This is a genomic window from Roseisolibacter sp. H3M3-2, assembly GCF_029211165.1.
In the GTDB taxonomy this organism is placed as follows: Bacteria; Gemmatimonadota; Gemmatimonadetes; order Gemmatimonadales; family Gemmatimonadaceae; genus Roseisolibacter.
The window spans coordinates 1-13940 of sequence record NZ_JARGEK010000098.1 but is presented as its reverse complement, the minus strand read 5'-3'; the positions used below and the strand labels follow the sequence as shown (position 1 = coordinate 13940).

Genomic DNA, 13940 nt, shown 5'->3' with positions numbered 1-13940 from the left:
CGCGAGCACGCGCAGCCCGCCGGCGCGGCCGCCGTCGGCGCGCGGCTCGACGCGGCGCGCGGGCGCGCCGGCGACGGCGCGGTCCCCGACGCGCGCGGCCAGGTGGCGCACGATGCGCCCGTTCCCCTCGGCCCACGTCAGCGGCCCCTCCTCGTCGCCGTCGCGCGCCGCGAAGTAGTGCAGCGCCGCCCACGCCGACGTGTCGCGCGCCCGCGTCCCGAAGTCGTCGCGGCACGCGTAGTCCACCAGCCAGCGCAGCGCCGGCACGTCCATCCGCTCGCGCGCCAGCCACTCGGCCGCCGTCAGCCCGTCGAGCGGCGACGCCGCGGGGTCGCCGCCGAGCGCCATCGGCACGGTGAACGCGCCCGACGCGCGCAGCGCCGCCACCGCGTCCTCGAACCGCCGCGCCGCGTCGTGCTCGGCGGCGTCGAGCGCGAACCCCTCGAGCTGCCCCTCGCGCCACCGCCCGTGCACGAACGTGCGCTCCTTGGGCGCGTGGCACAGGTCGGCCTCGGCCCACGTCCCGTCGTCGGCGAGGACGCCCATCTCGCGGAAGAGCAGGCGCACGTGCTCCGCGCGCGGGTCGGGGACGGGGACGTAGTGCGCCCCCCACGGGTACGCGCTCACCGCGTTGGCGCCCGCGCGCGCGTTCCCCCCCGCCTCGCGCGCCAGCTCGAGCACGACGAAGTCGTCCATCCCCGCGCGCCGCAGCCACCACCCCGCCGACAGCCCCGCCGCGCCGCCGCCGACGATCACGACCGGCACGCGCACCGTCCGCCGCACCGGCACCTCGCCGCCCCCGTCGCGCAGCGCGTGGCCGGCCGAGCTGCCGTCGTCGAGCAGCGCGCCGGCGAGCGGACGGTCGGTCTTGCGTGTCAGGCGGACCAGCGCGGGCGCCGCTATCAGCGCCCCCCCCACCGCCGCCGTGGCGATGAAGGTACGCCGCGTGAGCGTCGAGCGTCGAGCGTCGAGCGTCGAGGGTTCGCCGCCGCGCGAGTCGCCCTCGACGCTCGACGCTGGACGCTCGACGCTCACCGGTTCATCCTCGCCCAGTCCTCCTCGTAGTACCGCACCAGCGCCTGGTCGTTGAGCCGGTTCGGCCGCGCCTCGACGGGGAGCATGTCGGTCGCGAAGGCGAACAGCTGCGGCACCTCGCGCGCCGTCAGGTAGCGGAGCCCCGGCGGCAGCGTCGCCGGCGGCACGTAGCCGCCCGAGTCGGGGCGCGCCAGCACGAACCCCCACTCGCCGAACGACGGCACGTAGAGGTGGTACGGGTACGTCGCCAGCTTCGCCTCGCGCAGCGTCGCCACGATGCTCCAGTACGACCGCCGCGCGAACAGCGGCGACGTGCTCTGCACCACCAGCAGCCCGTCGCGGCTGACGTGGCGCGACAGCAGGCGGTAGAACGCCGTCGTGTACAGCTTCCCCACCCCGTAGTTCGACGGGTCGGGGAAGTCCACCACCACGAAGTCGAACGTGTCGCGGTTCTCGCCCAGCCACACGAAGGCGTCGGCGTTCACGACCTTCACCCGCGGGTCCCTGAGCGAGTTGGCGTTGAGCGCCGTCAGCCGCGGGTGCGTTGCGAACAGCCCCGTCATCGCCGGGTCGAGGTCCACCAGCACGACCTCGCGCACGCCGGGGTAGCGCAGGATCTCGCGCACCGCGAGCCCGTCGCCGCCGCCGAGCACCAGCACGCGCCGCGCGCCGGGGAGCGCCGCCAGCCCGGGGTGCACCAGCGCCTCGTGGTAGCGGTACTCGTCGCGGCTGGAGAACTGGAGGTGCCCGTTCAGGAAGAGCCGCAGGTCGTCCTTCCACGCCGTCAGCACGATCCGCTGGTAGCGCGTGTCGCGCGCCAGGATCACGTCGTCGGCGTACAGGCTCTCCTCGGCCAGCTGCGTGATCCGCTCGGCGCGCCACATCCCCGCCGAGAGGGCGACCAGCACCGCCGCGCACCCCGCCAGCAGCGGCCCGCGCGCGCCCAGCCGATCGCGGAACAGCCGCACGCTCCACACGGCGACCAGCGCGTTGACGATCCCGAACAGGAGCGCCGCGCGCACGAGCCCGAGCCGCGGCACCAGCACCAGCGGGAAGAGGAGCGACGCCCCGAGCGCGCCGAGGTAGTCGAACGTCAGGACGTTGGCGACGACGTCCTTGAAGTCGAACTGATGGCGGAGGATGCGCATGAGCAGCGGCACCTCCAGCCCCACCAGCGTGCCGACGATCCCCACCAGCAGGTAGAGCGTCAGCCGGAAGGCGTCGGTGTAGGCGAACGCCAGGAAGAGCAGCGTCGCGCTGAACCCGCCCACCACCGCCACCAGCAGCTCGATCAGGACGAACCGGGCGACGACCCCGCGCGTCACGAACCGCGACAGCCAGCTCCCCACCCCCATCGCGAACAGGTACGTCCCGATCACGGTGGAGAACTGCGTGACGCTGTCGCCCAGCAGGTAGCTGGCGAGCGCGCCGGCGACGAGCTCGTAGACCAGCCCGCACGCGGCGATCAGCAACACGGTGACGAACAGGGCGGCGGCCATCGGCCGCGAGTTCTCGGACTGCATCGCAAGACTCACCGGACGCTGCGGGCTGCGGGCTGCGGATCCGAACCCGCAGCCCGCAGCCCGCCGCGCCTCAGTGGATGGCCGCCGCGATGATGATCGACAGCCCGATCGCGATCCCGGCCATGACGATCGCCATCGCCGTGTTCCGGTCGCGGATGATGTCGTGCCACAGGTCGCCCGGCGTCAGCTTGTCGACGATGATGAAGGCGACCACGAAGATCACGACGCCGAGGATCGCGAAGACGACCGCGGCCAGCAGGTTGGTGGACAGATCGTAGGTCATTTGCCGAGGCGGTAGCGGGCGGAGGAGCGGTAGACGGAGCGGTAGGCGCCGGGGTTCTCGCGCACCGAGCGCGGGCCGACGCGCGCCTCGCCGGGGCGGATCGGCGTCCAGCCGCGCGCGTCCGCCCACGCCGCGCCGCCGATGAGCAGGAGGCCGAAGAGCACGTAGAAGGGGGTCGCCCTCATTCGTCGTCGTCGCCTCCGTCGTCGTCCGAGGATGGGGCGTGGTCGCTCTCCGCCCAGCGGCGCGTCTCGAAGGACGCCGAGCGGAGCGTGCCGACCACCGGCGGCACCGCCAGCGCCACCAGCGCCAACAGGTAGTAGGCCAGCGTCGGCACGTCGCGCCGCACCCGCACGGTGTACGCGATCGAGCGCCCGGCGGCGTCGCCCGACGGCTCCACGCGCAGGAACCAGCGCCCGCCCGGCACCGCGCCGATGCGCGCCCGATCGCGCTTCGACCCCTCCGTCCAGTTGCCGTCGGAGTCGCGCCCGCTGTAGTAGCTGACCTCGCGCCCGAAGTCGTACGCCTGCCCGGTGGCCTCGTCGATCAGCGCGTACTCCACGAAGAGCCACTGGTTGTCGACGCTCGCCTCGGTCTCGACCACCACGTTCGACGGGCCGCCCGGGAGCTCGAAGGTCGGCGTCACGAACGCGGCGCCGGGGGCGGCCGGCGCGTCGGGGACGGTCGTGCCGCGGTACACGTACTGGCGGCTGAACACCTCGCGGTTGGCCGACAGCACCGCGCGGCCGAACAGCGTGAGCATCAGCAGCGCCGCCAGCACGGCGAACGCCGCCCAACGCGCGCGGGCGCGCGCCGCCAGCGGGTTGGGCTGCGTGCTGTAGACGCCCTGCGGCGACGGCGGCCGCCCCTCGACCTTGAACGCGCGCCAGATCTCGGCGGCGTCGACGTACGTGGCCTTCGACCACGTCGTCTCGTCGTCGGTCGACTCGGCGCTCAGCCCGTGCGGCGGGGCCACGTAGTCGCGCGCCTCCGCCACGTCGCCGACGCGCACCTCCCACGGGAACTCGCCGAGCACGAACGTCGTCTCGGCGCGCGCCGTCTGGAAGTGCTTGTACGCCCGCCCCTCGTACGCGGCCGCCGCGTGCGCGCCGCCGCCGACCTCGGGGAGCGCCTGCAGCGGGACGACGTCGGTCCAGTGGCCGTCGTACTCGGTGAGGTAGCGGAAGCCGCGGTACGGGTTGAACAGCAGGTACTCGCGCCACGACCACGCGCCGTCGGGCGTGCGGATGGTGCGCTGCTGGAAGCCGATGACCTCGTACGGCGCGCCGCGCCAGTCGCCGCGCGCGCCGAGCGGGATCAGCGGCTCGACGCGCATGCGCGACGCCGCGCGCTGCAGGACGGCCAGGTTCGGGTCCCTGGCGTCGAGCACCGCCGAGCAGCTGGCGCAGGCGACCGTCTGCGTCCAGGCGAGGCCGCGCAGCACGACCGCCGCCCCGCAGCTGGGGCAGCTCAGCGAGCGGACGGCGCCCGGCCTCAGCGTGGCGGCGGCCATCCCTCGAAGGCGCGGAGCCCGGTGAGCTGCAGGTCGTCGAAGGCCACGAACTCGCCGGCGAAGACGAGCGGCGGGTCCTCGCTGAAGTCGACGGTCGCGAAGCGCGCCGCCGGCGTGCGCAGGTCGACGAACTGCACCTCGGCCTTGTCCCAGTAGACGAACGGGAGCTCCCCCTCGACGCCGCGGTAGCGGGCGCGCGTGATCGTGCTGACGGTGTAGGTCGCGTCGCCGATCACGAACGACTGCCCGCGGCGGAGCCCGACGCCGAAGGGGAGGCGCGGCGCCGGCTCGACGAGCGTCGTCACCGCCCACTCGAGCTGCGCGTCGGAGAGCCAGCCGCCGGTGCCGTCGTCGAAGCGCAGGTGCCACTCGTTCCAGCCGCCGCGCGCGTACTCGTACATGATGCGCCCGACGACGGTGAAGCCGCGGTTCCGCCAGCGCCCGGTCGCGCCGCGCTGCACCGGCGAGCTGTCCGGCGGCACGTCGCCCACCGCGCCGACGCGCTCGAGGTCCAGGTCGTGGCGCACCAGCACCGACTGGCAGTAGGCGCACGTCGTCTGCACGGCGCCCGACCAGATGAAGAGGATCGGCGCGCCGCAGTTGGGGCAGGTCGCCTGCCGCCCCGTGACGCGCCCCGGGAGGCCGGCGGTCACGCCAGGGCGGGTTCCGGCGCGTACGCACGCGCCAGCCGCCGCACCGCGACGCGCTCGGCCCCCACGTGCCGCGCCAGCCCCGCCGCCCAGTCCCACTCCGCCCGCGGCACGCAGCAGAACAGGTTGAGGCAGAGCGACCCGTGCTCGGGGAAGCTGTGCAGCGCGAGGTGCGACTCGGCGAGCAGCACCAGCCCCGTGACCCCCGCGGGGCCCGGGAATTGGTGCCACTGCGCGGGCGCGACCGGGCGCAGCGCGAGCGTCGCGACCAGCTCGTCCACCAGCGCGCCGAGCGCGCGCGGGTCGCGGAGCGCGCCGGGCTCGCACCCGAACGCCTCCACGACCCACTCGACGCCGCTCACGTCTGCGCCCCCCCGCACTCGGGGCAGAACTTGGCCGCGCGCGGGATCGACTTCCCGCAGTGCAGGCAGAACTTGGTCTCGGTCGCCGTCCCCGGCGCGGCGGCGCCGCCGCCGACCGGGGCGAGGGGCGGCGCGGGCGGCGTGGGGACGCCGGCCGGGGGGGCCGCCGGGGGGGGCGCCATCCCGCCGCCCAGCGCCTGCGCCATCTGCTGCCCGATGACCGCGCCCGCGCCGAGCCCCGCGCCCAGCCCGGCGGCGCCCGACCCCTCGTTGGCGGCGGCGATCGGGATCGCCTGCGCCGCCTGGAAGCGCGCGTAGTCGCCGAGGTTGCCGACCATGTTCATCCCGATCCGCTCGTCGAGGCGCTTCTGCAGCTCCTCGGGGAGCGACAGGTTCTCGACGGTGAACGACTCGAGCGCGAGCCCGAGCTCCGCGAACGCCGGCGCCAGCTCCCGCTCGATCGCCGCGCCCACCGCGAAGGTGTTGGCGGCCATGTCGAGGAAGGGCACCTGGCTCTTGGCGAACGCCTCGCTCATGCGCGAGACGACCAGGTTCTTGAGGTGCGGCTCGACGTCGGCGACGCGGTACACCTCGCGCGTCCCGCTCATCTCCTTCACGAACGCGGCCGGGTCGGCGACGCGCCAGCTGTACATGCCGAACGCGCGCAGCCGCACGATCCCGAAGTCCTTGTCGCGGATCGTGACCGGGTTCTGCGTCCCCCACCGCTGCGCCGTCTGCTGGCGCGTCGAGAAGAAGTAGACGTCGGACTTGAACGGGGACTCGAAGAACTTGTCCCAGTTCAGGAGGTTCGTGAGCAGCGGCAGCGTGTTGGTCGAGAGCGTGTAGCGCCCCGGCCCGAACCGGTCGGCGATCCGCCCCTCGTTGACGAACAGCGCCTGCTGCGACTCGCGCACGGTCAGCGAGGCGCCGTTCTGGATCTCCATGTCGGCCATCGGGAACCGCCAGGCGAGCACCCCCTGCTCGTCCTCGGTCCACTGGATGACGTCGATGAACTGCTTGCGGAAGAAGCCGCCGAGGCCCATTCGATTGCTCCGAGAGGAGGACGGGGAAGGCCCAATGTGCCGGAAGGGACGTCCCTGGGGAAGACTACGGATGCGCGGGGGCGGCGGTGTCGTCGCGGACGCTGCGGGCTGCGGGCTGCGGATTGGGCCAGACCCGCAGCCCGCAGCCCGCAGCCCGCAGCGTCCCGCGGTACATTCCCCGCCACTCCACGGAGGCCACGGAATGCGGATCGGGATGGTCGGGCTCGGGCGCATGGGCGCCAACATGACCACGCGCCTGCTGCGCGGCGGGCACCAGGTGGCGGCGTTCGACCGCGACCCGGCGGCGGTGGCGAGGGCCGCCGAGGGGGGCGCGACCGGCGCCGGGTCGCTCGAGGATCTGGTGCGGGCGCTCGGGGAGACGCCGCGCGTGGTGTGGGTGATGGTCCCCGCCGGCGCGCCCACCGAGCAGACGGTCGACGCGCTCGCCGCGCTGCTCGGCGCGGGCGACGTGATCGTCGACGGCGGCAACTCCAACTACCAGGACAGCGTGCGCCGCGGCGCCGCGCTGGCCGCGCGCGGGATCGGCTTCGTCGACGCCGGCACGAGCGGCGGCGTGTGGGGGCTCGCCGAGGGGTACTCGCTGATGGTCGGCGGCGCGCCCGAGGCGGTGGCCGCGCTGCGCCCGGCGCTCGAGACGCTCGCGCCGGCGCCCGACCGCGGGTGGGGGCACGTCGGCCCCGTCGGCGCCGGGCACTTCACGAAGATGATCCACAACGGGATCGAGTACGGGATGATGCAGGCCTTCGCCGAGGGCTTCTCGATCCTGAAGCACAAGGAGGAGTTCTCGCTCGACCTCGCGCAGGTCGCCGAGATCTGGCGCCACGGCTCGGTGGTGCGCTCCTGGCTGCTCGACCTCGCGGCGCGCGCGCTGCAGGAGGACCAGGCGCTGTCGGACATCGCGCCGGTGGTCAGCGACTCGGGCGAGGGGCGGTGGACGGTCGCCGAGGCGATCGCGCTCGACGTGCCGGCGCCGGTCATCACGCACGCGCTCATCGCGCGCCTGCGCTCGCGCGACGCCGAGGGGTACGGCGACCGGATGCTGGCCGCGCTGCGCAACCAGTTCGGCGGGCACGCGGTCACCAGGGCGACGCCCAAGGCGGAGAAGCCGGCGTGACCGACGACGGGCGGAAGGGCGACGCGCGCCGCGACGACGCGCGCCGGGACGACGGGCGCGCCTGCGACCCGGCGGTGTTCGTCGTCTTCGGCGTCACCGGCGACCTCGCGCGCCGGAAGATCCTTCCCGCGCTGTGGGCCAACCACCGCGACGGGCGCACGCCGCTCGGCTGCTGGGTGGTGGGGGCGGCGCGCGACGCGTCGGGGAGCGACGACGCGGTGCGGCAGATCGCGCGCGAGGCCGCGGTGGCCGCCGGCGGCGACCCGGCCGCGGTCGAGGAGTGGGTGACGCGCTACGTCTCGGGCGCGCGCGCCACCGACCAGGACCTGGGGGAGCTGAAGGCGAAGGTCGAGGAGATCGAGCGCGCGCAGCAGCTCCCGCCGCGCCGCGTCTACTACCTCTCGCTCCCGCCCGCCGTCTTCCCGGGGATGATCGAGGCGCTCGGCCGCGCCGGCCTGTCGAAGCCCGAGGGCGGGTGGGCGCGGCTGGTGATCGAGAAGCCGTTCGGGCGCGACCTGGCGAGCGCGCGCGCGCTCAACGCCACCGTGCACGCGTGGTTCGACGAGGCGCAGGTCTACCGCATCGACCACTACCTCGGCAAGGAGACGGTGCAGAACCTGCTCGTCTTCCGCTTCGCCAACGCGCTGTTCGAGTCGCTGTGGAACCGCGACCACGTCGAGAGCGTGATGATCACCGTCGCCGAGACGCTCGGCGTCGAGGGGCGCGCCGGCTACTACGAGACGGCGGGGCAGCTGCGCGACATGGTCCAGAGCCACCTGACGCAGCTCTTCACGCTGGTGGCGATGGAGGTGCCGTCGCAGCTCGACGCGGCGGCGGTGCGCGCCGAGAAGCTCAAGGTGCTGCGCTCGGTGCGCCCGCTCGCCCCCGACGACGCGGTGCTCGGCCAGTACGAGCCGGGGCGCATCGACGAGGAGGACGTCGCCGGGTACCGCGAGGAGCCGGGGGTCGCCCCCGACTCGCGCACCGAGACGTTCGCGGCGGTGACGCTGCACGTCGAGAACTGGCGCTGGCAGGGGGTGCCGTTCCACCTGCGCGCCGGGAAGCGGCTGCTCCGCCGCACGACCGAGATCGAGATCAAGTTCCGCCGCGCGCCGGTGTGGATGTTCCGCCGCACGCAGCAGGAGCCGCAGGAGCAGGAGCCCGGGACGGGGCTCGGCACGCTGCACCGGAACACCCTCCTCCTCACGCTGCAGCCGGACGAGGGGTTCTCGCTCTACATCGACGTGAAGGCGCCGGGGGAGCCCTTCCGCATCCACCGCCTCCCGCTGCATTTCAACTACCGCGAGGTCTTCCCGGCGCTCCCGGAGGCGTACCAGACGCTGCTCCTGGACGTGCTGCAGGGGGACCAGACGCTGTTCGTGCACGCCGACGAGGTGGAGGGGAGCTGGGCGCTGTACGCCCCGCTGCTCGACGGCCGGCGCGCCGTGTATCCGTATCCCGCGGGGACCTGGGGGCCGCTCGAGGCGGCGCGCATCTCCTCGCGGTGAGCGCCGGTCAACGCCAGACCCGGACGACGCGCATGCCCGCTGCCCTGCCGGTGCCGCTCGACGACCGCGAGGTGCTGGTGCTCGACGACGCGAAGGCGCTGGCGCAGGAGGGGGCGAAGCGGTTCGTCGCCGCCGCCCGCGCCGCGGTCGCCGACCGGGGGCGGTTCGTGGTGGCGCTGGCCGGCGGCGCGACACCGCGCGCGATGCACGCGCGGCTGCTGGCGATGGGCGCCGACGCGCTCCCGTGGTCGCGCATCTACGTCACGTTCGGCGACGAGCGGTGCGTCCCGCCCGACGACCCGGCGAGCAACTACGGGATGGCGCGCGAGACGCTGCTCGCGAAGGTCGGCGTCCCGGAGGTGCGGCTGCTGCGCATGGAGGGGGAGCTCCCCCCCGAGGACGCGGCGCTCCGCCACGAGGCGCGGCTGCGCGCGCTGGCGACGCGGCTCGGGATCGCCGACGGGGCGCCGCTGTTCGACCTGGTGCTGCTGGGCGCCGGCGCCGACGGGCACACGCTGTCGCTCTTCCCGGGCGACCCGGCGCTCGCCGAGACGCGGCGGCTGGTGGCGACGGCCACCGCGCCGGTGGAGCCGCGGGCGCGCCTGACGCTGACCTTCGCGGCGCTCGCCCGCACGCGCGAGGTGCTGCTGATGGCGGCCGGCCCCGAGAAGCGCGACGCGCTGGCCCGCGCCCGCGCCGGGGCGCCCCTCCCGGTGGCGCGGGCGCACGGGCGCGACGGCACGGTGTGGCTGCTCGACCGGGAGGCGGCGGGGGGCTGACGCGGTCGGGGGGACGCAGGCGCCGCGCTGCGGGGATCGCGCGGGGGGTCCGGGAACCCCCGGAGGGCGGGGGCGTTGATCGGCCGTCCCCCTCCCCCCGCGGTCCCGCCGCCCCGCATGTCGCAGTCCCCCCCCGCGGCGCTGGTCTGGCTCCGGCACGACCTGCGTCTCCACGACCACGAGCCCCTCGTCCGCGCCGCCGCGTGGGCCGCCGAGTACGGGGGGCGGGTGGTCCCCGTCTGGTGCGACGACCCGCGCGCGCAGGCGCCGGCCCCGCTCTCGGGGCGCCCGCCGCGGCTCGGGCCGCACCGCGCGCGCTTCCTCGCCGAGTCGCTGGCGGACCTGCGCGCGTCGCTGCGCGCCGTCGGCGCCGACCTGGTGGTCCGCCGCGGGCGCCCCGACGAGGTGCTCCCGGCGCTGGCCCGCGAGACGGGCGCGGGGCTGTGCGCGTACCACGCGGAGTGCTGCCCCGAGGAGGCCGCGGACGAGGCGGCGGTCGAGCGCGCGCTGGCGCCGCTGGAGGTGGCGTGCGAGGGGTACTGGGGGCACACGCTGCTCCACCGCGACGACCTGCCGTTCGGGCCCGACGACCTGCCGGCGACGTTCACCGAGTTCCGCACGCGGGTCGACGACGGGGCGGGGCGCGGCTTCCGCGACGGGTGCGCCCCGCGGATGCTCCTCCCCGCCCCGACGCGCCTCCCGGCGGTCGGCGTCGAGCCGGGGGCGCTGCCGACGCCCGCGACCTGGGGGCACGCGCCGGCGCCGCGCGACCCGCGGGCGCGCCTCACGCTCGGCGTCGGCGAGCGCGCCGCGCTGGCGCGGCTGGAGGGGTGGGTGTTCGCGATGGACCGGCTGGCGCGCTACAAGGCGACGCGCAACGGGCTGACCGACCCCGACGACTCGAGCAAGCTGTCGCCCTGGCTCGCGCACGGGTGCCTGTCGCCGCGCGCGGTGTACGGCGCCGTGCGCAGCTACGAGGCGCGGCGCGGCGCCACCGAGCAGACGCACTGGCTGGTGTTCGAGCTGCTGTGGCGCGACTACTTCCGCCTGGCCGCCGCGCGCGCGGGCGCGGCGCTGTTCCGCCCCGACGGGCCGGCGCGGGTGCCGGTGCGGTGGCGGCGCCTCGACGACCCGCGGCACGGGGCGCCGGCGCGCGCCGACTTCGCGCGCTGGTGCGCGGGCGAGACCGGCTTCCCGCTGGTCGACGCGGCGATGCGCGAGCTGCGCGCGACCGGCTTCACGTCGAACCGCACGCGCCAGAACGTCGCCAGCTTCCTCACCAAGAACCTCGGCGTCGACTGGCGCGCCGGCGCGTGGTGGTTCGAGGCGCAGCTCGTCGACTACGACCCGGCGAGCAACTGGGGGAACTGGGCGTACGCCGCCGGCGTGGGGCAGGACCCGCGCGGCTTCCGCTACTTCGACGTCGACCGGCAGGCGGCGCAGTACGACCCGGACGGCGCGTACGCGCGGCAGTGGCTCGCGCGCGACGACTTCGGGCGGCCGCGCATGGTGGACCTGCGGGAGTCGGCGCGGGCGAACGAGCGGCGGTGGGCTGCGGCCGCGAGGGGAGTGCTCCGTTAAAGCGGGAGTCGTGACCGCGGGAGTCCGAACCGCGGGAGTCGCTACTGCGCAGTGCGCGCGGTCACGACTCCCGCCGTGTCGACTCCCGCGGTCGCGACTCCCGCCTCACCGGCCGCGAGATCCGGACCGTGCGGCAGCCCCACCATGTCCGACCGCCGGATCATCACCGTGCACAGCAGGCTGACCGCGGTGGCCGCCAGCATGTAGAGCCCCACCGACATCCCGGTCCCGGTGCGCTGCACGAGGTACGTCGCGATGACGGGCGCGAAGCCGCCGCCGAGGATCGCGCCGAGGGCGTAGGCGAGCGACGCCCCGCTGTAGCGCACGCGCGTCGGGAAGAGCCCCGCGTAGAGCGCCGACTGGCCGCCGTAGGTCAGCCCCTTCGTGATCGTCAGCCCGACCACCGCCAGCGCCAGCGCGCCGGGGCTCCGCCGGTCGACGAGCCACATGAAGGGGAGGCACCAGGCGAGCATCAGCGCGAAGCCGACGAGGAAGATGCGGCGCGCGCCGATGCGGTCGGAGATCCAGCCGCCGAACAGGATCGCGAAGAACCACACCACCGAGCCGGCGATCACCATGCCGAGCACCGTGCCGCGCGCCATGCCGAGCGTCGTGGTGGCGTACGACAGCAGGAACGACAGGAAGATGTAGCCCACCATGTTGTTGGCGAGGAACGTCCCCCCCGCCAGCACGACCGCGCGCTTGTGCTCGCGCAGCAGCTCGCCGATCGGCGCCCGCTCCGTGCGCGCCTGCGCCTTCATCGCCGCGAACACCGGGCTCTCCGACACCCGGTTGCGGATGTAGAAGCCGACGAAGATCAGCACGACGCTGAGCAGGAACGGGATGCGCCACCCCCACGCCAGGAACTGCTGCTCGGTGGTGGTCGACACCATCGTCAGCACCACGCCGTTGGCGAGGATCAGCCCGAGCGGGGTCCCGATCTGCGACGACGACCCGTACCACGCGCGCTGGCGCGGCGGCGCGTGCTCGACGGCCATCAGCGCGGCGCCCGCCCACTCGCCGCCGGCGCTGAACCCCTGCAGGCAGCGCATCAGCACGAGCAGCACCGGCGCCCAGATCCCCGCCTGCGCGTACGTCGGCAGCAGCCCCACGCCGACCGTCGCCGCGCCCATCACGCCGAGCGTGAGGACGAGCATCTTCTTGCGCCCCAGCCGGTCGCCGTAGTGCCCCGCGACCACGCTCCCGAGCGGGCGGATCAGGAAGGTGACGCCGAGCGTGGCCATCGCCGCCAGCTGCGCGGTCGCCGGGTCGAGCGACGAGAAGAACTGCGACCCGAAGACGAGCGCCGCCGACGTGCTGTAGATGAAGAAGTCGTACCACTCGATGGTGGTCCCGACGGCGCTGGCGAGCACGACCCGCCGCTTCTCCGCGAGTGCGTCGCGGTGTAGGGTGGAGGACATGCGCGACAGTCAACGTCCGGTACCGGGGTTCGGCAAGGCACCCGAGGCATGTCCCAGCACGACGTGAGGCGGCGGGGGGGCGCGCTGTTCGCCGACCCCGGCCAGGACGGGCTCATTCACCGCGCCTTCCTGCGCGGCGCCGGCGTCGACCCGGAGGCGGTGCGCCGCTCCCCCGTGATCGGCGTCTGCTCCAGCTGGAGCGAGCTGAATCCGTGCAACGCGGGCCTCCGCGCCCTCGCCGAGGCGGTGAAGGCCGGCGTCCGCGCGGCCGGCGGGCTGCCGCTCGAGTTCCCGACGATCTCGATCTCGGAGCCCTACACCCGGCCGACGAGCCTCTTCCTCCGCAACCTGATGTCGATGGACGTGGAGGAGACGGTCGCCGCCTCGCCGATCGACGGCGTGGTCCTCCTCGGCGGCTGCGACAAGACGGTGCCGGCGCAGCTCATGGGCGCGCTGAGCGCGAACGTCCCCGCCGTGATGGTGACCGCCGGCCCGCGCCCCGTCCCCTGCCGCGGCGGCGAGCCGTTCACCATCGACGACCTGTGGCCCGCGGTCGAGCGCCGGCGCACCGGCGCGCTGGGCGACGCCGAGTGGGCGGCGCTGGAGGGGGAGGTCAACGTCGGCGTCGGCACCTGCAACGTCATGGGGACGGCGATCACGATGGCCGCGATCGCCGAGGTGCTCGGCTTCGCCCTCCCCGGCTCGGCGCTGCCGTCCGCGGCGAGCGCCGAGCTGCGCGAGCTGGCCGAGGCGACGGGCGCGCTCGCCGTCGCCACCGCGCGCGCCGGGCGCCGCCCCCGCGACCTCGTGACGCCGCGCGCGCTCGAGAACGCGTTCCGCGTCGCCTGCGCCCTCGGCGGCTCCACCAACGCCGTGCTGCACCTGGAGGCGATCGCCGGGCGCGCCGGCGTCACCATCGGCCCGCGCACCTGGGAGGCGTGGGCGGCGACCACGCCGTGGGTCGCCGACGTGCGCCCCAACGGGCGCGGGCTGCTCGCCGACCTCGAGGCGGCGGGCGGCGTGCCGGCGGTGATGCGCCGCGTCGCCGCCCTGCTGCACCTCGACGCGCGCGCGGCGACCGGCGCGGCCGCGCGCGACGCGGTGCGC

General features: G+C 75.1%; 14 protein-coding genes. 5 read left to right on the top strand and 9 right to left on the bottom strand.

Features of this window, described 5'->3' with window-relative positions; genetic code table 11:
- The 8 genes from PYV61_RS10435 to PYV61_RS10400 all read right to left on the bottom strand — a co-directional run.
- On the bottom strand, positions 1-1035 hold a 1035-nt coding region (locus PYV61_RS10435; RefSeq protein WP_275831105.1), incomplete at its 3' end, for an NAD(P)-binding protein.
- On the bottom strand, positions 1032-2558 hold the full coding sequence (locus PYV61_RS10430; RefSeq protein WP_275831103.1) for a polyamine aminopropyltransferase: 1527 nt from the start codon (positions 2556-2558) through the stop codon (positions 1032-1034). The genes PYV61_RS10430 and PYV61_RS10435, both read right to left, overlap by 4 nt.
- A 70-nt stretch (positions 2559-2628) precedes the next feature.
- Positions 2629-2841, bottom strand: coding sequence for a DUF350 domain-containing protein (locus tag PYV61_RS10425; RefSeq protein ID WP_275831101.1), 213 nt, complete (start codon positions 2839-2841; stop codon positions 2629-2631).
- Complete coding sequence (locus PYV61_RS10420) at positions 2838-3026, bottom strand: hypothetical protein (RefSeq protein ID WP_275831099.1); 189 nt, start codon at positions 3024-3026, stop codon at positions 2838-2840. The genes PYV61_RS10425 and PYV61_RS10420 overlap by 4 nt, the downstream gene beginning before the upstream one ends.
- Entirely contained in the window at positions 3023-4354 is a 1332-nt protein-coding gene (locus PYV61_RS10415; protein ID WP_275831097.1) for a DUF4178 domain-containing protein, read from the bottom strand. Before PYV61_RS10415 ends, PYV61_RS10420 begins: the two co-directional genes overlap by 4 nt.
- The gene (locus PYV61_RS10410; RefSeq protein WP_275831094.1) at positions 4336-5007 is read right to left on the bottom strand and encodes a DUF4178 domain-containing protein; all 672 of its coding nucleotides are present in this window, start codon (positions 5005-5007) and stop codon (positions 4336-4338) included. Before PYV61_RS10410 ends, PYV61_RS10415 begins: the two co-directional genes overlap by 19 nt.
- Positions 5004-5366, bottom strand: a complete 363-nt coding sequence (locus tag PYV61_RS10405; protein WP_275831092.1) for an S-adenosylmethionine decarboxylase — start codon at positions 5364-5366, stop codon at positions 5004-5006. The genes PYV61_RS10410 and PYV61_RS10405 overlap by 4 nt, the downstream gene beginning before the upstream one ends.
- Positions 5363-6409: an SPFH domain-containing protein gene (locus PYV61_RS10400; protein WP_275831091.1), complete on the bottom strand. Its 1047-nt coding sequence runs from the start codon at positions 6407-6409 to the stop codon at positions 5363-5365. The genes PYV61_RS10405 and PYV61_RS10400 overlap by 4 nt, the downstream gene beginning before the upstream one ends.
- A 202-nt stretch (positions 6410-6611) precedes the next feature.
- Between PYV61_RS10400 and gnd the strand changes: the two genes are divergently transcribed.
- The 4 genes from gnd (at position 6612) to PYV61_RS10380 (ending at position 11412) form a co-directional block, all read left to right on the top strand.
- Entirely contained in the window at positions 6612-7544 is a 933-nt protein-coding gene (gene gnd / locus PYV61_RS10395; RefSeq protein WP_275831090.1) for a phosphogluconate dehydrogenase (NAD(+)-dependent, decarboxylating), read from the top strand.
- Positions 7541-9052: a glucose-6-phosphate dehydrogenase gene (gene zwf / locus PYV61_RS10390; protein ID WP_275831088.1), complete on the top strand. Its 1512-nt coding sequence runs from the start codon at positions 7541-7543 to the stop codon at positions 9050-9052. The genes gnd and zwf overlap by 4 nt, the downstream gene beginning before the upstream one ends.
- Before the next feature lie 32 nt (positions 9053-9084).
- Entirely contained in the window at positions 9085-9831 is a 747-nt protein-coding gene (gene pgl / locus PYV61_RS10385; protein ID WP_275831086.1) for a 6-phosphogluconolactonase, read from the top strand.
- A 117-nt stretch (positions 9832-9948) separates the two neighbouring features.
- On the top strand, positions 9949-11412 hold the full coding sequence (locus PYV61_RS10380) for a DASH family cryptochrome (protein ID WP_275831084.1): 1464 nt from the start codon (positions 9949-9951) through the stop codon (positions 11410-11412).
- Between the two features lie 41 nt (positions 11413-11453).
- Here the strand turns inward: PYV61_RS10380 and PYV61_RS10375 are convergent, their stop codons facing one another.
- Positions 11454-12833, bottom strand: a complete 1380-nt coding sequence (locus PYV61_RS10375; protein ID WP_275831082.1) for an MFS transporter — start codon at positions 12831-12833, stop codon at positions 11454-11456.
- Between the two features lie 48 nt (positions 12834-12881).
- Between PYV61_RS10375 and PYV61_RS10370 the strand changes: the two genes are divergently transcribed.
- On the top strand, positions 12882-13940 hold a 1059-nt coding region (locus PYV61_RS10370; protein WP_275831080.1), incomplete at its 3' end, for a dihydroxy-acid dehydratase.